Origin of the sequence: Rathayibacter sp. AY1A2 (assembly GCF_002930935.1) — a bacterium.
Classification (GTDB): domain Bacteria; phylum Actinomycetota; class Actinomycetes; order Actinomycetales; family Microbacteriaceae; genus Rathayibacter.
This window is the reverse complement of record NZ_PSTP01000023.1, coordinates 1-16,858: the sequence shown is the minus strand read 5'-3', so window position 1 is coordinate 16,858 and position 16,858 is coordinate 1. Positions and strand designations below refer to the sequence as shown.

Below are 16,858 nucleotides of genomic sequence, written 5' to 3'. Positions count from 1 at the left end.
AGCGCGGAGGGCTGCGGCATCGGGTCGGCGGAAGCGGGCGGGGATGCCAAGCTTGCAGAGGCGTGTCAGCAGCACGTGCAACCCTACCCTCACGTAAGGGTAGATCTGAAGGGGTGAGCAGGATCGGCACCATGCACATCGGCGAGCTCGCCGAGCGGACCGGCCTCTCGCTCCGGACCCTGCGCCACTACGACGAGATCGGCCTCGTGAAGGCGTCCGGCCGCACCGAGGGCGGCTTCCGCCTCTACACGTCCACCGACTACGACCGCCTGATCCTCATCCGCCGCATGAAGCCGCTCGGCTTCTCGCTGGAGGAGATGGCCGCGCTGCTCCGCGTGATCGACACCCTCGAGGCCGAGGGCGACGACGCGCCGGCCGAGGTCCGCGCGCAGCTCGACGCCTTCGTCGCGCAGGCCCGCGAGCGCCGCGAGGCGCTGAGCGCCCAGCTCGCGATGGCCGACGAGTTCGTCGAGCTGCTCACCAGCCGCTGAGCCCGGTCGCCCGGCCGCCTGCGCGATCGATGCGTCGCGAACGGCTCCCACGCGGCTCCGATGACGACCGTTCGCGACGCATCGGATCCCCGGGAGCGCGGGAGAGCCGCTCAGGTCGCGCTCGCGTCGGGCAGCTGCTCCGGGCAGTCGCCGCCCGGCTCGGTGGCGAGCTCGAAGTGCCAGATCTCGTTCGCGTAGGTCTGGCAGAGCCCGTAGTCGGTGCCGTGCTGCGCGAGCCAGCTGTCCGCGTCCGTGTAGCCGATGTCGACCGCGTCGCCGGTGAGGTGGGCGGAGGAGGTGACGGATGCGACGCGGCAGCCGCGGCCCGACGGCGGCCGTCAGCCGCGCGGGCCGCGGGCCAGCAGGGCGTGCAGCAGCGGCAGCGCCGACGCGATCATCAGCACGGTCCCGAAGCCGCTGTCGTCCGGGCGCACGACGGCGCCGGCGATCAGCAGGCCCGCGAACAGCACGGCCGAGATCACGCGGCGGACGGTGCCCTCGAGCCGGTTCAGCCGGCGCTCGATGGTGGGGACGGTGACCGCGAGCTCGCCGTCGTCGAGGGTCGTGACGAGCTCGTCGAGCCGGCGCGGCAGGCGCCAGATCAGGCCGAGCGTGTCGACGGCCTGCTTGCCGACGTCCTGCACGACGGAGCCGCGCTCCTCGCGGATCAGCTGCTGCGCGTAGGGCTCGACCGAGTCCCACAGGTTGAAGGCCGGGTCGAGCGCGCTGCAGACGCCCGAGGTCAGCGACATCGCGCGGATGACGAGCAGGAAGTTCTCGGGGAGCTGGAACGGCAGCGCGCGCACGACGTCGCCGAACTGCACGGCGAAGTCGCGGAACTCGCGCGGATCCACCTCCCGCAGCTCGGCGAAGCCCATGCCGCCGAAGCGGGCGAAGAGCTGCGTGAGCGCCCGCTCCAGCTCGCGGGAGTCGGCCGAGGGGAGGAGGACGCCGACCGCTCGGGCCGCGTCGACGAGCCCCTTGCCGTCGCGGGAGGCGGCGGCGATCAGCATCCGGCGCAGGCCCGCGCGGGTGCTCGGCGGCACCTCGCCCATCATCCCGAAGTCGATGAAGGTGAGGCGCCAGGGCAGCTCGCCCCCGGGGGTCGGCGTGACGAAGACGTTGCCGGGGTGCGGATCCGCGTGGAAGTAGCCGTTGGTGAAGAGCTGGTCGAACATCACGGCCGCGAAGACCGGAGCGACCTCCCGCGGGTCGATCCCGGCGGCCAGCAGCGCGGCGTGGTCGGTGATCTTGATCGCGGTGACGTCCTCGAGCGTGAGGACCTTGCGGGTCGAGCGCTCCCAGACCACGTCCGGGACGGCCACCCGGGCGTCGCCCGCGAAGTCGGCGGCGAAGCGGACGGAGTTGGCCGCCTCCTGCAGGTAGTCGATCTCCTCGAGGCTGGTGACCGCGAACTCCTCGACGAGGGCCGGGGCGTCGACGCGGTCCGAGACGAGGCGCACGTGGCTGAGCCAGCCGCCGACGCGGCGCAGAGCCGCGAGGTCGACCTCGACGATCTGGTCGATCCCCGGCCGCTGCACCTTCATGATGGCGGCGGAGTAGCCGGTGTCCTCGGCGTCGACGGGGGAGAGCCGGGCGCGGTGAGCCTGCCCGAGAGAGGCGGCGGCGACGGGCGACTCGTCGACTCCGGCGTACGCGCGCTCGAGCGGCAGCCCGAGCTCGGACTCGGCCAGCGCCCGGATCCGCGGGAACGGGACGGGCGGGACCTCGTCCTGCAGCCCCTCCAGCTCCCGGGTGATCTCGGGCGGCAGCACGTCCAGGCGCGACGACATGAACTGGCCGACCTTGATCATCAGGCCGCCGAGGTCGACCGCGAGCACGTGGAAGCTGCGGGCGAAGCGGCGCATCCGGCCGGGCCGGGTGCGGAGCGCGACGCGCGTGAGCCCCACCCGCGGCAGGAGCAGGTCGAAGAACCAGGTGACCGCGAGATGCCACGCGGCGAAGCGGAGGATCCGGCGGTAGCGCCGCCGGTCCTCCCGCTCTCGGTGGCCCGGGGCGGCAGGACCCGGGCTGACCGAGGCCACCCGGGTCAGTCCTGCGCGAGGATCGCGTACAGGCGGCGGCGCACGTCCTCGAGTTCGGCGACGGCCTTGCGGATCTGCTCGGGGGTGCCCGAGCGTCCGACCTGGGCCGCGGCCTGGGCGAGCTCGAGGCCCGCCTTGGGCAGGGCGCCGAAGTCGACGTGGTCGGAGTCGTTCCACGGGGTCGAGGTGCCGTGCTCGGCGACCGTCGCGCGGCCGGCGTCGGTCAGCGTGTAGGTCTTGCGGCCGTTCTGCTCGTCGGCCGTGATGAGGCCCTCGTCCGCGAGGAGCTGGAGGGTCGGGTAGACGGAGCCGGGGCTCGGCTTCCAGTCGCCTCCGCTGCGCTCCTCGATCTCGCGGATGATCTGGTAGCCGTGCATGGGCTGCTCGGCGAGGAGCGCGAGCACCGCGGTGCGCACGTCCCCGCGGCCGACCCGGGAGCCGACGCGCTTCTCCATGCGGGAGCGGGCCTGCTCCATCGCGCGCCAGATGCTCTCGATGGGCGTGCCGGTGCCGAACGCGCCGGTCGATGACGATCCGTTCATGATGACCTCCTGTTTCTCCGAACGATACTCAGCGATATGGGTGGCGACTGTGAACGACTGCCGCGTCGGCTCAGAGCTTCGCGAGCTTCGCCCGGGCGACGAGGAACAGCCCGTACATGACCAGTCCCGCGCTGACGAGGGTCAGGGCGATCGTGCCGTACGGAGGGACGTCGAGGAAGCGGATGGCCCCGTCGAGCCCGGTCGCCTGGCGGGCGTCGCCGGTCAGCGCCGCGACCACGAAGATCCCGCCGGCCAGGCCCAGAGCGAGCCCCTTCGTGATGTAGCCGGTCGCGCCGAGGATCAGCACGGCCGTCCCCGTCGGGCCCTCGGGGATGCGGACGAGCTTGCGGAAGCCGCGCCGGATCCCGATCGCGACGAAGCCGATCCCGCTGCCCAGCACGATCCCGCCGACGATCACGAGGATCACGACGCCGACGGTGCTCGTCAGCAGCTCGGTGTTGATGCGGCGGATCGTGGCCGAGGAGCTCGTCGAGCCGCCGAGCGCGAAGACGAGCGTGGTGCCCGCGAGCGTGAGCGAGGCGAAGCCCTTGCCCGACTCGACGATCCGGCGGCCCAGGCGGGCGGGGAGCCCCGGCGCGGAGGAGCGCCCGCCGAGGGAGAGCTGCCAGAGGCCGAGCGCGACCAGCCCGACCAGCGCGGCCCAGACCACCACGAGCCCGACGGGGGAGTCGGCCATGCGCCCGATCGCTCCGGACGCGTCCGCCTCCCGCGAGGTCTCGTCGCTGACCGCGACGCGCAGGGCGAGGCCGCCGATCAGGAGGTGGATCAGTCCGTTGACGGCGAAGCCCGTGCGGGCGAGGCGCCGGAAGCGCCGGGTCCGGACTCCGGCGCGCGGCGACGGCACGCTCGCAGTGGACATCGCGCAACCCTCTCATCCCCGGCGGCCCCGGCGCCTCCTGACCCGCCGACGCGCGCGTGGCGACCCTCTCCCCGGCCCGGGTGCCCGAGTCGTCGGATGGAGGTGCGGTGCAGATCGCACCGCAGCAGGACGAGAGAAGGAACCCCATGCGTGCACGCCGACGTCGCGCGGGCGGTCGCCGAGGGCCGAGGCGGGGCGGACGTCCCGGACCGGTCCCGAGCAGCGGAGGGCGGCGATGATGACCGGAGCGACGCTCCTCGTCCGCCGCCCGTCGAGCACGGCCTCGCGGGTGCTGGTGCTCCACGCGACCGCGGTCGAGCTGGAGCTGCTGGTGGACGCGCTGCTCGGGCTCGCCGAGGAGACGCCGTGCCTGGACGTGCGGGTGGCGGCGAGGTCGCGGGCGGCGCTCCTGCTGGCGACCGTCGATCCGGAGGCGGTGCTGCCGCTGGCCGAGGCGCGGCGGGTCCGCGTCGAACTCCGCCGCAAGCGCGAGGAGCTGGAGCGCGGCGGGATCGGGTGCCGGCACGTCGTCGAGGCGCGGGTCGGCCGTCGGTAGGTCCGGAGCGGGTCCCATCGGCCGCCGGCCTCGCGACGAAGTCCTGACGGAGGTCGGTCACCGCCGATGTGCGCCGCGCCGTCCCTCCCTCTTCAGCAGCAGCCGCAGGCCTCGGAGTCCTCGCTCGTCAGCGCGGAGATCGGCGTCGTGCAGGACTCGCCGCGCCAGGCCTCCAGGCCCTCGCGGACGGCGACCGCGGCGATCACGAGGCCGGCGACGGGGTCGGCCCACGTCCATCCGAGCGTGCTGTTCAGCAGCAGGCCCACCAGGACGGCGGCGGAGAGGTACGAGCAGAGGAGCGTCTGCTTCGAGTCCGCGACGGCCGAGGCCGAGCCGAGCTCGCGGCCGGTCCGGCGCTCGAGCAGGGAGAACGCGGGCATCACCAGCAGGCTGACGGCGGCCAGCACGATGCCGACGGGGGAGTGCTGGGCCTCCGAGAATCCGAGCAGCGCCCGGACCGAGTCGACTGCGACGAACGCGGCCAGGCCGAGGAACGAGACGGCGATCACCCGCAGGGCGGTGCGCTCGCGCGCCTCCGGATCGCGGCCCGAGAACTGCCAGGCGACGGCCGCGGCGGAGAGCACCTCCACCACGGAGTCGAGGCCGAAGGCGACGAGCGCGGTGGACGACGCGACCGTCCCGGCGGCGAGGGCCACGATCGCCTCCACCACGTTGTAGGCGATGGTCGCGCCGACGATCCAGCGGATGCGCCTCTGCAGCACGCGGCGGCGGGCGGGGAGGAGCGGAGCGCGCAGGGCGGTCATGCGCAGCGGCAGTCGTCGCCGGAGCAGCAGTCCGGATCGACGACCAGGGCCAGGCGGAGCAGGTGGTCGAGCGCCCCGGCGATCCGGGTCTCGGCCAGCCGGTACCAGGTGTACCGGCCGTCCTTCACGGCCTCCACCAGCCCGCATCCGCGGAGGCACGCGAGCTGATTCGACATCACCTGCCGCGAGACCCCGAGCGCGTCCGCGAGGTCGGAGGGGACGGCCGGAGCCTCGCGCAGCGCGAGCAGGATCCGGGACCGGGTCTCGTCCGCCAGGGCGGATCCGAGGCGCGCGAGAGCAGCGGAGTGGGTGAGGGTCGCGGTGGCGGGCACGGGAGCGACGGTACACGCGATGCTGTATCGAGCGCGAGGGCGGTGGTCTCTCCTCGAACGTGCGACCCCCCCCTCCTGCTCCCCCCGTCGGGTGGGCGGACGGGCCGCACTGCCGCGGATCCCCGGGGCCGGCCTCCACGGCGCGCCCCGAGCGGCCCGCGCGCCGTGCCAGGATCCCCTTGATCACGGCGCCCGTCCGCCGCTCCGCCGCTCGGTCTCCTGGAAGGGCCACGGACCCGCCTTGCTCGATGCCACGACCCTCCGCGTCGCCTTCGGGGTCACCGCCCTCACCCTCTTCCTGCTGTTCGCGCTGGTCACCTACCGGTCGACGCGCTCGTCCTTCAGCTTCTGGTGGTGCACGGCGCTCGCGCTGTTCATGGGCGGCTCGCTCGCCTACCTCCGCGACGGCACGGCCGACCAGGTGTGGGCGAATCCGCTCGGCAACGGGCTCATCGTGGCCGGCGCCGCCGCGGTCTGGGCGGCGAGCCGCTCCCTCCGCGGCAGGCCGACGCCGTGGTGGCTGGTGGTCGCTCCGACCGTGGTGGTGACGGGCGTGTCCAGCCTCGACTCGCCCGCCGTCAACGACTGGTCGGGAGGGCCGCTCTACCTCGCCTCGATGGCGCTCCTCATCGGCCTGTCGACCCGCGAGATCGCGCTGCTCGGCGCCGGGCGCTCGCGCACGCGCTGGCCGCTGCTGCTGAGCTCCGGCGCCCTCTCCCTCTACTACGCGCTCCGGTTCGCCGTGTTCCTGGCCGCGGGGCTGCGCAGCGAGCTGTTCGCGACCTGGTTCGGGACCCCGACCACCACGCTGATCACGCTCGTGCTGCTGGTCGTGGTGTCGTTCAGCATGGCGTCGCTCAGCGGCGAGCAGGTCGCGCAGATGCTCACCGCCGGCGCCGCCCGCTCGCGGCAGGAGCTCGCCGACGGCGAGAGGGTGCAGCGGCGGCTCGAGCCCCGCTCGGTCCCGGACCTCCCGGGCTACGACGTCGCCGGCGCCTGCGTGCCCAGCGGGACGGTGAGCGGCGACTTCTTCGACTGGCGCTGCACGCCCGACGGGCTCGCCGTCACCGTCGCCGACGTGATGGGCAAGGGGGTCGGCGCCGCGATGATCGCGGCCACGGTCCGCGCCGCCCTGCGCGTCACTCCTCCCGCTCTCGGCCCCGCGGCGACGATGGCGCTCATCGACCGGGTCGTCGAGCCGGATCTGTCGGCGAACGACGCGTTCGTCACGCTCCTCCACCTGCGGCTCAGCGCCTCGACCGGCGACATCGCGCTCGTCGACGCCGGGCACGGACTCGGGATCGTCTGCCGCGCCGACGGCTCGCGCGAGCGCATCCCCTCCGCCCACCTGCCGCTCGGCCTCCTCGGCACGCAGGAGTGGGAGCCGACCGGCCTCCGACTCCACCCCGGCGACCTGCTGCTGATCTGCAGCGACGGCGTGCTGGACCTCTTCGACGGCTCCCTCGCCGCCCTCGACCGGGTGGCCGACGCGGCCGTCGCCGCCCCCGCGACCGCCGCCGCTGCGGTCGCCGGCGTCACCCGCCTGGCGGCCGAGGGGCTGCTGGCGGACGACGTGACCGTGGTGGCGATCCGGCGGACCTCGGGGAGCTGACCCGGCCTCAGCCCCGCCCCGCCTGCAGCCGGAGCCCGGCCAGCAGCAGGTCGAGGCCGGAGCGGAACACGTCGAGGTCGTCGTGCGTCGCCATGACGTCGGCCGCGTGGTGGCCGAAGGGGAACTCCTCCGGATCGAGGGCGCGCCAGCGGTCGGCCAGGTGCTCGAGGAACACGCCCCTCTCCATCCCGCTCTCAAGGAACTCGCGGGGCGGCGGCTGCGCCAGGTCGGCCGCGACTCCGACGACGTAGCTGACGATGGACGACACGGCGTGGAACCGCTGCCGGGGCGTCAGGTCGAGAGCCATGAGCTGCTGCCCGAGGCGCTCGTACATCGCCATCGAGTTGGGCTGCACCCCGGTCGTGCGGAGCATGTAGAGGCCGAACCAGGGTCGGCGGACGCACTCGTCGAAGAGGGCCAGTGCGACGGCGCGGACGTTGTCGATCGGGTCCGGCCCGTGGGTGAGCGGCTCGCTGTCTGCGAGGACCCGACCCATGACCTCGTCGGTCGCCCGCTCCAGCAGCTCGTCGCGGCTGCCGACGTACCAGTAGATGCTCGCCACGCCGCCGCCGAGTCGGGCCGCGAGCGCGCGGAACGTGAGGGCCGACTCCCCGGACTCGTCGAGGATCGCGATCGCCTCGGCCAGCACGGTGTCGAGCGAGTGCGACGCTCGGCGGCGGCCCCGGGCGGGGGAGGGCGCGGCAGCGGTCTCCGTCGGGCGATCTGCAGGCATGGCTTGCATCTTACCGAACGGCGTTCCATACTATCGAACGCCGTACGAGAGTCGAACGGCGTTCGATAGGAAGGCGCCTCGATGTCCGCTCCGACGACCACCTCCGCCGAGTCCCGCGCTCACACCTCCCTCCGCTCCGCGGCACTCCCGCTCGCCGCTCTCTGCCTCGCGTTCTTCGTCGAGATGGTCGACAACACGCTGCTCTCGATCGCCCTCCCGACGATCGGACGCTCACTCGACGGGTCGACCGCCGGACTGCAGTGGGTGACCGGTGCCTACTCCCTGACCTTCGGCGGGCTGCTGCTGACAGCCGGGTCCGCCGCCGACCGGTTCGGCCGCCGCCGCGTGCTCCTCACCGGCCTCGCCGCGTTCGGGCTGATCAGCCTCGCCGTCGTCCTCGTCACCGACATCGGCCAGCTGATCGCCCTCCGCGCGGCGCTCGGCTGCGCCGCGGCCGCCATGGCGCCCGTCACGATGTCGCTGGTGTTCCGGCTCTTCGACGACGAGAGGCTCCGCATGCGGTCGATCACGATCGTGATGATCGTCGGGATGTCCGGCATGGTCCTCGGCCCCCTCCTCGGCGGCTCGATCCTCAGCACCGTCAGCTGGCAGTGGCTGCTCGTCGTCAACGCCCCGATCGCGCTGCTGGTCTGGATCGGCGTGCGCCTCGGAGTCCCCGCGGACCGGCGCGCCGACCTCACCTCCGGTCGGCTCGACCTGCCGGGGACCGCCCTCACCGTCGCCGCGGTGGGGCTCGGCTGCTACACGCTCACCAGCGGAGTCGAGAACGGCTGGCTGTCGCTCCTCACGATCGCCTGCGCCGCGGGCACCGTCGCCGCCGTCGCGGGATTCGTCGTCCGCGAGCGCCGCGCCGTCTCGCCCATGATCGACCTCGCGATCTTCCGCGCCGGCCCCGCGCGGGGAGCGGCGCTCACGCAGCTCGGCGCCTCGGTCGCCTTCGCGAGCGTCCTGTTCGGCCTGATCCTGCACTTCCAGTACGCCTACGGCTGGAGCCCGGTGCGCGCCGGCCTCGCGAACCTGCCCGTCATCGTCACGATGCTCGCCGCCACTCCGATCACCGAGCGCCTCGCCGCGAAGCTGGGGCACCGCGCGGCCTGCCTGATCGGCACCGGGCTCCTGGTCGGCGCGCTGCTCGGGATGTCCTGGGCGGTGGACCGGGGCTACCTCGCGATCGCCGTGATGATGGTCGTGATGACGGTGGGCCTGCGGACGATCATGACCATCTGCGCCGTCGCCCTCGTCGAGGCGATGCCCGCGAACCGCACGTCGATCGGTGCGGCGCTCAACGACACGGCCCAGGAGATCGGCACCAGCATCGGCACGGCCGTCGTCGGCACGCTGATCGCCGCACTGGTGGCGACCACCCTCCCGTCGGGCGCGTGGAGCGCGGACCTCGTCCGGAGCTTCTTCGCGGGTGAGCGGGTCGCCTTCCTGGTCGTGGCGGTCCTCGTCGGCGTGATCGCGACGATCGGCTCGCTGTCCCTCAGCGACTCCCGCTCCACCGAGGAGCCGGCGGCGGCCTAGTCCATCGGGTCGCGCCGGGCGTCCTCGAGGTCGGCGATGTCCGTGTACTCGAGGAAGTCCAGCGGCGGGATGTCCGTCATCTCCTCGCTCCAGGAGGGGCGGGCCGGCTGCATGCGGCGCGTCTCGAGCTCGATGTGGGCGATGACCTCCGCGGAGCGCCGGACGCTCAGGGCAGGACGGTTGACAGCCGCCCGTCGAGTCCGGTGGGGGAGGCCTTCCGCCGGCGTTCCGCGGTGGAGCCCGTGCTCAGAGCTGCGCGAGCAGCCTCTCGCACGCCTGCTCGCAGCGGCGGCAGGCCTCGGCGCAGATCCGGCAGTGCTCGTGCATCCCGGCGTGCTGCTCGCAGTCGTCGGCGCAGGCGCGGCAGGCCAGGAGGCAGGCCTCGACGAGGGCGCGGACGGCCGCGGATCCGACGACGCCGCGGCGCGAGAGCACGGCGCCGGTCGCGGCGCACACGTCGGCGCAGGCGAGGTCGGTGCGGATGCAGTGGACCAGCTCGGCGACCGACTCCTCGCCGAGGCACGCGTCGGCGCAGGCGGTGCAGGTGAGCGCGCAGGCGCCGCACGCGTCGATGCACTCGGCCAGGACCTCCGGATCGACGCCGCGCAGCTCCTCGGGGTGGCTCCGGATCATGTCGCTCGTGCTGCTCATGGCGCGTCCTCTCGTCGTGACCCCGGCGGGTCGATCGGTCCGGGCGACGCTACGGGCCCGCCCGCCGCCGGGCGAGGGCCTGGCCAGGCACCGCGGCCGGTGATAGCCGGGCCGTCAGCCCCTCACGACGAAGGCGTCGTGGATCAGGTTGCCCCCGGTCGCCGCCGGATTCCGTGTGCTGCCGCGGGTGATCGTGACGGTGTGGGTGCCGGCGGGCAGGGTCCCGCTGGTCCAGACGGTCTGGGCGGAGCGGGTGGTGGCGCTGTAGCGGTCGACCGAGGCCACGAGGACGCCGTCGAGGCGGACCTCGTCGATCCCGGACGTGCTGGACCGGCGGCTCACCCACGAGACTCCGGTGCCGGTGAAGCGGAGGGTGGCGGAGGCGCCCCCTGTCGACGAGAAGGAGACACCGCCGCCGCTGTCCGCGGAGGAGGAGGTGGTGGACCAGGTGCCCGTGACGGCGACGGCCGGCGAGCCGTTCTGGTGGGTGCCGGCCCCGACGGCGGCGAGCGGAGTCGCGGTGGCGGTCGGCGTGGAGGTCGAGGTCGGCGCTGCCGTCGCGGTCGGCGTGGGCGTGGCCGTCGGCACCGGAGTGGCGGCCCTCTTCGCGAGCACGATGGACGCCGTCGCTCCCTTCAGCCCGTTCGGCCGGAACGTGATCGTCGTCGCGGTGCTCGTCCTGCTCGTCACGCTCAGGGCGGCGCTCGAGGACACCGTGCCCGCGGTCGGCCGCGCGAGCGTCACGGTGAGCGCGCTCGTCGAGACCTGCGTCGGGTCGACGGTCGAGACGGTCACCGTGTCCGCGTCCTCCCGGATCGAGACCAGTCCGGCGCCGGTGATGCTCGCGACCCGGGTGCCTCCGACGAGGACGGGGCTCGTGGTCCCGGCCTTCCACGACACGGCGCTCACGGTGCCGGTCGAGCGGTCGCGGGCGGCGCTCAGCTGGGGTGTGTTGCTGAGCACGGTCACGTCCGGGTCCGCCGCGTACGCGGCGGTCGCCGCCTCGGAGGCGCCGGGGAGGACCGTGTACGCGTACGAGGCGCCGGTCGGGTTCGTGCCGTGGCTCGTCGTGAGGGAGTAGTAGTGGCCGGTCACCGGCGCCGTCGGACCGGTGGCGCTCACGGCGCTCCAGGCTCCGGTGCGGGTCCGCCCCTGCGCGGTCAGGGCGATCGGCGTCGGGAAGACGTAGCCCACCGACTCCGCGGAGCCGGTGATCGAGGCCCAGCGGGCGGTGCTCGTGGCGGTCGCCTCCGCACCGCGGAGGACGCCGTCGACGCGGAGCCTCGCGTCGGGAGCGACGTCGCGGCGGTCGTCGATCACCGTCTCCGCGCGCCGGCGCACCCCGTCCCAGCCGGTCCCGGACATGTCGGTCGCCGTGATCCCGGAGCCGAGCGCGAGGATCTCGTCGTCGAAGGTGAACCAGGCCTTCTTCGCGACCAGGCTCACCGACGCCGCGTCGAAGTCGAGCGCCGCGATCCCCGTCCGCCGCGACGGGCTCTCGAGGCTCCCGGTGAAGGTCGTCGTCGGGCGGGACGACGCGCCCTCGCCCGCGCTCCGGACGATCGTGTCCTCGGTGGTGCCGGGCATCCGGTACGGGTTCGCCGTGGCCCAGTAGCCGTCGTCGTACTGGCGCCCGCTTCCCAGGTGGAGCGAGGTCGCGCCGTCGCCGGTGTACCAGCCGCTGCGGTTCTCGCCGTTGAGCGACTCGTAGCGGGCGATCCGTGTGCTCGACAGGCCGACGGCGAAGCCCGAGGTCGCCGTGGTCCGCGTGAAGCGGTCCATGCCGGCGAAGGCCCGGACGCCCGAGCCGATCGGGGTCGCGGTCAGGCCCGTGTCGGCGAGGACGAGCCGCGCGCGCACGACGTCGCTGACGGATCCGGCCGTCTCGATGCTCACGGGGCTGCCGGCGTTGCAGGCCAGCCAGCTCTTCGCCAGCGCGTTCGTCCGGGTCCGGACCGCGGGCGGGGCGCTGTCGGCGAGGCGCAGCACCGCCGCCTGCAGCTGGACGCCGACGTCGCCGTCCTCCGACTCCGCCCGCGCGGTCTCGCGGCCGCGGACCGTCGACATCACGGCGCCGCACCAGGTGACGGGGGCGAAGGAGGAGGCGAGCCGGTCGTACACGCCGAGCCCCTCCGGGCTCGTGATCTCCCAGCGGGAGCCGTCGAGCAGCGAGTACAGGTCGTCGAGGGTGTCGAGCATCGAGAGCCCGTACCCGCCGCTGTAGGCGAAGACGCTGTGCTGCACGAAGGAGCCGTCGGCGTGGAAGCCGTCGCCGGACGCCACCGTCCTCAGCGCCGGGTCGATGCCGGCGGCCGCCTCCGCGATCTTCGCCGGCTGCTTCAGAAGCACTGCCCGCCCGGCGATGACCGCCGCCGTCCAGACGCGGTTGGCGCCGGTCCGGGTGACGGTGTCGGCGAAGCGCGTCGAGGCCGACAGGTAGGCCTGCACCTGCGCCGCCGAGAGGTCGGGGTAGAGGAGGGCGGTGATGCTGTTCAGCTCGAGCGGGATGCCGATCTGCTGCTCCCACCAGCGGGAGGTGCCGGTGGTGGAGCGGTTGTAGCGGTTCGCCGAGAGCCAGTCGGCGGTCGTGACGACGTCGCGGAGGAGCGCCGGGTCGCCGCTGAGGGCGGTGCCGGGGGTCTTCAGCGCGGTCGCGAGGACGGTGACCCGCTTGTAGGCGGTCCACACCTCCACCGCCGAGGTGCCCGTGACCAGATCGGGCCAGGGCTCGCCGCCGTCGGTCTCGAGCGTCGACCAGTAGCCCTCGGCCTCGGCGACGAGGCGGCCCTTCGCCGCGGCGAGGCCGCCGACGCTCCCGCTTCCCGGGATCGTGCCCGTCAGATCGGCGACGAGGGCGAGGCGCATCGCGTCGTACTCGTCGCCCGCCGAGTCGACGGCGGACGCTGTCGGCGCGGTGGCGAGCGGGAGGATCAGGACGGTCACGAGCAGGAGCGCCGCAGCGAGTGGGCTCCCGCGCCGGGGCGCGTCGGATCGAGAGGGTCGGTTCGTCTCCGCGCGCGATCGGCGGAGGGGACGCGGCTGAGTGGGCACGGGCGCTCCTGAGGCGACGCCCACGAGCCTGCGGGCTTCGGGTGCTCGCGGGTCGCCGGGGGAGCGTCGGGTGAAGAGTAGGGGTCCGCTCCGTCCGGCGGCAAGAGGCGGAGGCGAGGACGGCCGGGATCGGCCACCGCCGACGCTCCCGACCGCGCGATCTGCGACAGCCGTACCCCGTGAGGGGTACAGAGGCGCCGAAGGTCCCCCACCCGTCAAGCGGGGCGATACGGTCGGAGGTGCGTGTGCGCTCCGGGGAGTCCCGGCGCGGCGCGCAGGGGGAAGGGGGCACGGATGATCGAGGCCGAGCAGGATCCGCGGCTGGTGGCGCTCGAGGCGCTCGAGATGATGGGGTCGGCTCCGGAGGAGCGCTTCGACCGGATCACACGGATGGCCGAGGAGCTGTTCCGCGTGCCCGTGGCCGAGATCCACTTCCTCGACGACACCACGCTGTTCACGAAGTCCCCGCAGCGTCCGGACGCCGTGCTCGCCTACCCGCGCGCCGGCACTTTCTGCGACGCGACGCTCGAGAAGCGCACCACCTTCGTCGTGCCGGACCTCGGTGCCGACGAGGCGTGGGCCGGGCACGAGCACGTCGCGGGGTACCCGCACGTCCGCTTCTACGCCGGGCGGCCGCTGTCGGTCGAGGGCGACCTTCAGCTGGGCACCCTCTGCCTCATCGACTTCGTGCCCCGGAGCCTCACCCCGGACGAGCGGCAGCTGCTCGAGGAGTTCGGCGAGTGGGTCGAGCGGGAGCTGCGCGACACGGCGGAGCGCGACCGCGCCGCCGACATGCAGACGCAGATGGCTCCCTCCTCCCTCCACCACCCTGCCGGCTACGAGCTCTCGGGGCTCTCGCTGCCGCGGTGGACGATCACCGGCGACTTCTACAGCTGGCGCGGCGACGACGAGACGGTCGACCTGACCCTCGTGGACGTGATGGGCAAGGGGACGGCAGCGGCGATCGTGGCCGCGTCCATCCGCTCCGCGTTCCGGGCGCGCCTGGGCGGCGACCCCGACGCGGTCGTCAGCGCGGTGAGCGCGCAGCTGCACGACGACTTCACGGCCACCGAGACCTTCGCGACCCTCTTCCACGGGCGCCTCGACACCGCGTCCGGCCGGATCGACTTCGTCGACGCGGGCCACGGGCTCACCGTCCTCCTCCGCGCCGACGGCTCGTTCCAGCGGCTCGCGGCACTGGGCCTCCCGCTGGGCATCGCGGAGGACGGCGGCTGGATCACCCAGACCGTGGAGCTCGCGGTCGGCGACTCGCTCCTGGCCTTCACCGACGGCGTCCTCGACCTCTACGACGGGACCCTGCAGTCCCTGGCGCGCGCGGTCGACCTCGCCCGCGACTCCGCCGACACCGCCGAGTTCCTGCAGGCGCTGAGGGCGCTCGCCGCCTCCGGCTCCGCGTCCGACGACATCACCGCCCTCGTGCTGACCCGCACGGGCGCCGACCGCTCCGCCGAGAAGGACCCCGCATGACGTTCACGACCGAGACGATCGCCCCCGACATCGCCGTGCTGCGGGGGGAGGGGCGGCTCAACGCGGCCTCGGCTCCGGAGCTGCGCTCGGCCGTCCGCCGGGCGATCGACGAGGGCAGCCCCCGCATCGTCGTCGAGCTCAGCGCGGTGACGTTCATGGACTCCTCCGGTCTCGGCGCCCTGGTCGGCGCTCTCAAGACCGCGCGGCAGGCGGGCGGCGACCTGCGGATCGCGGCTCCCAGCGGGCAGGTCGTGATGGTGCTGCAGCTGTCCAACCTGGACCGGGTGCTCACCCTCTTCGACACCGCCGGCGACGCGTACCGTGACTGAGCGCAGCGTCGGGTTCCGCACGCCCCCGGACGACACCGAGGTCGTCCACGAGATGCTCGCCGGGCTCTGGGGCGAGCGGCCGGACCTGCCGGCCCGCGACCGCATGGCCGTCGAGACGGCGCTGGTCGAGCTGGTCGACAACGTCATCCAGCACGCGACGTCGACGACGACGATCGTCTGCCGCCTCGTCGTGCGCGTCGAGGGAGACGCGATCCACGCGGAGCTGGTCGACACGGCCGATCCGCCGGAAATCGGCACGGGGCCGCGGGAGATGCCGGACGTCTTCGCGGAGTCGGGCCGCGGGCTCGCCCTCATCCAGGCGCTGACGACCACGTTCGAGCACGAGCGCTCGGAGGGGCGCAACGTCTGGACCCTGACCCGGGCGCTGGACTCCTAGCGACTGGCGCGGATCAGCGGATCGTGTGCGCGGTGATGACCGCGGCGGCACGCGCCAGGTCGTCCGCCATGCCGTTCAGCCCGGGGGAGGCCTTCAGCACCTCCGCGCTGACCTCGTCGTAGCGCTCGTCCACCTGCGCGAGCAGCTGCTCCCCGGAGGCGGTGAGGCGCAGCAGGACGCTGCGGCGGTCCTGCGGGTTGGCGAGCCGGTCGACGTGGCCGGCGGTCGCCAGCCGGTCGAGGAGCGCGGTCACGGCGCCCGTCGAGAGGGAGAGCTCGAGACCCAGCCACTTCGGCGTGAGGTCGGGCGACTCGCCGAGCACCTCGAGCGCGGTGAGCTCCGAGATGCCCACGCCCACGCCCGCGGCGATGCTCGCGCGGAGGTGCCGCTGCGCGTTCTCGAGCAGCCGGAGCGACTGCCGCAGCTGCACGGCGGGCGCGTCCTGGTCGACGTCGCGCGGGGTCGGTCTCTCGGTGGTCATTCGTCCTTCTCGGGGTAGGGCTGGGGTCATCGTACGGGTCGCCCTCGAGGGTCCCGGCCTGTCACCCGGACAGGGGGTGAAAGAACGATTGCAATGTATCTTGGTCATCAAGTAACTTAGCGGTCAATCGAGTTCGGCGGACCACCAGCCGGACCCTCCCCCTTCAGCATCAGCCCGCCCCACCCGATCAGGAGTCCTGCCATGTCGACCCACACCGCCAAGTCCAAGCGCGTCCGCTTCGCTCCCCTCGCCATCGCGACGAGCATCGCCGCCGCCGCTCTCCTCTCCGTCTCGATGTCCGGCACCCTGTCCGGCTTCGTCGCGAGCATCTCCAACACCGGCAACACCGCCGCCTCCGGCTCGCTCGTCATGGAGGAGAAGTCGACCGGTGCCAGCCCCATCACCTGCCTCAGCACCGACGGCGGCTCGATCAGCACCAACACCGCGACCTGCGCGACCATCAACAAGTTCGGCGGATCGACCACGATGGTCCCCGGCCAGACCGTCACCACCGCGATCACGCTGAAGAACACCGGCACCGTCAACGCCAACACCTTCACGCTGACCCCCGGCGCCACCTGCTCGCAGAGCAACAACGTCGCGGCCGGCGCCTCCGGCTCCGCCACCGACTTCTGCGGCAAGCTCAACGTCGTGATCACCTCCGGCGGGACCACCGTCTTCACCGGCACCGCCGCGACCCTCGCCGGCTCGGCCGTCAAGACCCTCAACACCGCCCCGGTCACCCCCGGCACCTCCACCCCCTTCTCCATCGCCGTGACCCTCGACTCGTCGGCCACCAACGCCTACCAGGGCCTGTCCGCCTCGCTCCCGCTCACCTGGACCTTCGCGAGCTGATCCCCTCTCCACCCGGCCCGGAGCGCCCCCGCGCGACGGGCCGGGGGAGGAGCGTCCCGCAGCGCTCCTCCTGCACCGCCCCCGAGAACCCCCCTCCCCCGAGATC

17 protein-coding genes are annotated in these 16,858 nt (G+C 73.5%); 8 read left to right on the top strand and 9 right to left on the bottom strand.

Annotated elements, in window-relative coordinates; translation table 11 throughout:
- Window positions 1–131 precede the first annotated feature (131 nt).
- A complete protein-coding gene (locus C5B93_RS14955; RefSeq protein ID WP_104227142.1) occupies window positions 132–491 on the top strand; it encodes a MerR family DNA-binding transcriptional regulator in 360 nt (119 codons plus the stop codon).
- Between the two features lie 338 nt (window positions 492–829).
- On the opposite strand, the gene C5B93_RS14945 is transcribed toward C5B93_RS14955, so the two are convergent.
- The 3 genes from C5B93_RS14945 to C5B93_RS14935 all read right to left on the bottom strand — a co-directional run bounded on the left by C5B93_RS14945 (window position 830) and on the right by C5B93_RS14935 (window position 3,958).
- Window positions 830–2,536: an AarF/ABC1/UbiB kinase family protein gene (locus tag C5B93_RS14945; RefSeq protein ID WP_104267906.1), complete on the bottom strand. Its 1,707-nt coding sequence runs from the start codon at window positions 2,534–2,536 to the stop codon at window positions 830–832.
- A 5-nt stretch (window positions 2,537–2,541) separates the two neighbouring features.
- Window positions 2,542–3,078, bottom strand: a complete 537-nt coding sequence (locus C5B93_RS14940; protein WP_104224292.1) for a PadR family transcriptional regulator — start codon at window positions 3,076–3,078, stop codon at window positions 2,542–2,544.
- Window positions 3,079–3,148: 70 nt separating this feature from the next.
- Window positions 3,149–3,958 carry a DUF1206 domain-containing protein gene (locus tag C5B93_RS14935; RefSeq protein WP_104227140.1) on the bottom strand — a complete coding sequence of 270 codons (810 nt, stop codon included), beginning with the start codon at window positions 3,956–3,958 and terminating at the stop codon, window positions 3,149–3,151.
- Window positions 3,959–4,193: 235 nt separating this feature from the next.
- On the opposite strand from C5B93_RS14935, the gene C5B93_RS14930 reads away from it, so the two are divergent.
- On the top strand, window positions 4,194–4,514 hold the full coding sequence (locus C5B93_RS14930; RefSeq protein WP_104292793.1) for a hypothetical protein: 321 nt from the start codon (window positions 4,194–4,196) through the stop codon (window positions 4,512–4,514).
- Between the two features lie 92 nt (window positions 4,515–4,606).
- Here C5B93_RS14930 and C5B93_RS14925 read toward each other — a convergent pair whose 3' ends face one another.
- Window positions 4,607–5,278 carry a cation diffusion facilitator family transporter gene (locus C5B93_RS14925; RefSeq protein ID WP_104292792.1) on the bottom strand — a complete coding sequence of 224 codons (672 nt, stop codon included), beginning with the start codon at window positions 5,276–5,278 and terminating at the stop codon, window positions 4,607–4,609.
- Entirely contained in the window at window positions 5,275–5,610 is a 336-nt protein-coding gene (locus C5B93_RS14920; protein ID WP_104234042.1) for a helix-turn-helix transcriptional regulator, read from the bottom strand. The genes C5B93_RS14925 and C5B93_RS14920 overlap by 4 nt, the downstream gene beginning before the upstream one ends.
- Window positions 5,611–5,851: 241 nt before the next feature.
- Here C5B93_RS14920 and C5B93_RS14915 point away from each other — a divergent pair, with 241 nt between their 5' ends.
- The gene (locus C5B93_RS14915; RefSeq protein WP_104269622.1) at window positions 5,852–7,222 is read left to right on the top strand and encodes a PP2C family protein-serine/threonine phosphatase; all 1,371 of its coding nucleotides are present in this window, start codon (window positions 5,852–5,854) and stop codon (window positions 7,220–7,222) included.
- Window positions 7,223–7,229: 7 nt separating this feature from the next.
- Here C5B93_RS14915 and C5B93_RS14910 read toward each other — a convergent pair whose 3' ends face one another.
- Window positions 7,230–7,955 (bottom strand): TetR/AcrR family transcriptional regulator, encoded by a 726-nt coding sequence (locus C5B93_RS14910; protein ID WP_219814051.1) that lies wholly within the window; start codon window positions 7,953–7,955, stop codon window positions 7,230–7,232.
- Between the two features lie 81 nt (window positions 7,956–8,036).
- Here C5B93_RS14910 and C5B93_RS14905 point away from each other — a divergent pair, with 81 nt between their 5' ends.
- Window positions 8,037–9,500 (top strand): MFS transporter, encoded by a 1,464-nt coding sequence (locus C5B93_RS14905; RefSeq protein WP_104292790.1) that lies wholly within the window; start codon window positions 8,037–8,039, stop codon window positions 9,498–9,500.
- A gap of 246 nt (window positions 9,501–9,746) precedes the next feature.
- Here the strand turns inward: C5B93_RS14905 and C5B93_RS14900 are convergent, their stop codons facing one another.
- The gene (locus C5B93_RS14900) at window positions 9,747–10,151 is read right to left on the bottom strand and encodes a four-helix bundle copper-binding protein (RefSeq protein WP_104255963.1); all 405 of its coding nucleotides are present in this window, start codon (window positions 10,149–10,151) and stop codon (window positions 9,747–9,749) included.
- A gap of 114 nt (window positions 10,152–10,265) precedes the next feature.
- A complete protein-coding gene (locus C5B93_RS14895; protein ID WP_104292789.1) occupies window positions 10,266–13,094 on the bottom strand; it encodes a polysaccharide lyase 8 family protein in 2,829 nt (942 codons plus the stop codon).
- Between the two features lie 402 nt (window positions 13,095–13,496).
- Between C5B93_RS14895 and C5B93_RS14890 the strand changes: the two genes are divergently transcribed.
- Genes C5B93_RS14890 through C5B93_RS14880 form a run of 3 tightly spaced genes read left to right on the top strand, consistent with a single transcriptional unit; the run spans window position 13,497 to window position 15,416 of the window.
- On the top strand, window positions 13,497–14,690 hold the full coding sequence (locus tag C5B93_RS14890) for a PP2C family protein-serine/threonine phosphatase (protein WP_104224280.1): 1,194 nt from the start codon (window positions 13,497–13,499) through the stop codon (window positions 14,688–14,690).
- Window positions 14,687–15,019, top strand: coding sequence for an STAS domain-containing protein (locus C5B93_RS14885; RefSeq protein WP_104267899.1), 333 nt, complete (start codon window positions 14,687–14,689; stop codon window positions 15,017–15,019). Before C5B93_RS14890 ends, C5B93_RS14885 begins: the two co-directional genes overlap by 4 nt.
- A complete protein-coding gene (locus C5B93_RS14880) occupies window positions 15,012–15,416 on the top strand; it encodes an ATP-binding protein (protein WP_104267898.1) in 405 nt (134 codons plus the stop codon). Before C5B93_RS14885 ends, C5B93_RS14880 begins: the two co-directional genes overlap by 8 nt.
- A gap of 13 nt (window positions 15,417–15,429) precedes the next feature.
- On the opposite strand, the gene C5B93_RS14875 is transcribed toward C5B93_RS14880, so the two are convergent.
- Complete coding sequence (locus C5B93_RS14875; protein WP_104224277.1) at window positions 15,430–15,897, bottom strand: MarR family transcriptional regulator; 468 nt, start codon at window positions 15,895–15,897, stop codon at window positions 15,430–15,432.
- Window positions 15,898–16,098: 201 nt separating this feature from the next.
- On the opposite strand from C5B93_RS14875, the gene C5B93_RS14870 reads away from it, so the two are divergent.
- The gene (locus C5B93_RS14870; RefSeq protein ID WP_104224276.1) at window positions 16,099–16,752 is read left to right on the top strand and encodes a hypothetical protein; all 654 of its coding nucleotides are present in this window, start codon (window positions 16,099–16,101) and stop codon (window positions 16,750–16,752) included.
- Window positions 16,753–16,858: the final 106 nt, after the last annotated feature.

Coding starts and splice junctions, on each gene's coding strand:
- C5B93_RS14955 (WP_104227142.1), top strand. CDS start 132: ATGCACATCGGCGAGCTCGCCGAGCGGACCGGCCTCTCGCTCCGGACC.
- C5B93_RS14940 (WP_104224292.1), bottom strand. CDS start 3,078: ATGAACGGATCGTCATCGACCGGCGCGTTCGGCACCGGCACGCCCATC.
- C5B93_RS14935 (WP_104227140.1), bottom strand. CDS start 3,958: ATGTCCACTGCGAGCGTGCCGTCGCCGCGCGCCGGAGTCCGGACCCGG.
- C5B93_RS14930 (WP_104292793.1), top strand. CDS start 4,194: ATGATGACCGGAGCGACGCTCCTCGTCCGCCGCCCGTCGAGCACGGCC.
- C5B93_RS14925 (WP_104292792.1), bottom strand. CDS start 5,278: ATGACCGCCCTGCGCGCTCCGCTCCTCCCCGCCCGCCGCCGCGTGCTG.
- C5B93_RS14910 (WP_219814051.1), bottom strand. CDS start 7,955: ATGCCTGCAGATCGCCCGACGGAGACCGCTGCCGCGCCCTCCCCCGCC.
- C5B93_RS14905 (WP_104292790.1), top strand. CDS start 8,037: ATGTCCGCTCCGACGACCACCTCCGCCGAGTCCCGCGCTCACACCTCC.
- C5B93_RS14900 (WP_104255963.1), bottom strand. CDS start 10,151: ATGAGCAGCACGAGCGACATGATCCGGAGCCACCCCGAGGAGCTGCGC.
- C5B93_RS14890 (WP_104224280.1), top strand. CDS start 13,497: ATGATCGAGGCCGAGCAGGATCCGCGGCTGGTGGCGCTCGAGGCGCTC.
- C5B93_RS14885 (WP_104267899.1), top strand. CDS start 14,687: ATGACGTTCACGACCGAGACGATCGCCCCCGACATCGCCGTGCTGCGG.
- C5B93_RS14875 (WP_104224277.1), bottom strand. CDS start 15,897: ATGACCACCGAGAGACCGACCCCGCGCGACGTCGACCAGGACGCGCCC.
- C5B93_RS14870 (WP_104224276.1), top strand. CDS start 16,099: ATGTCGACCCACACCGCCAAGTCCAAGCGCGTCCGCTTCGCTCCCCTC.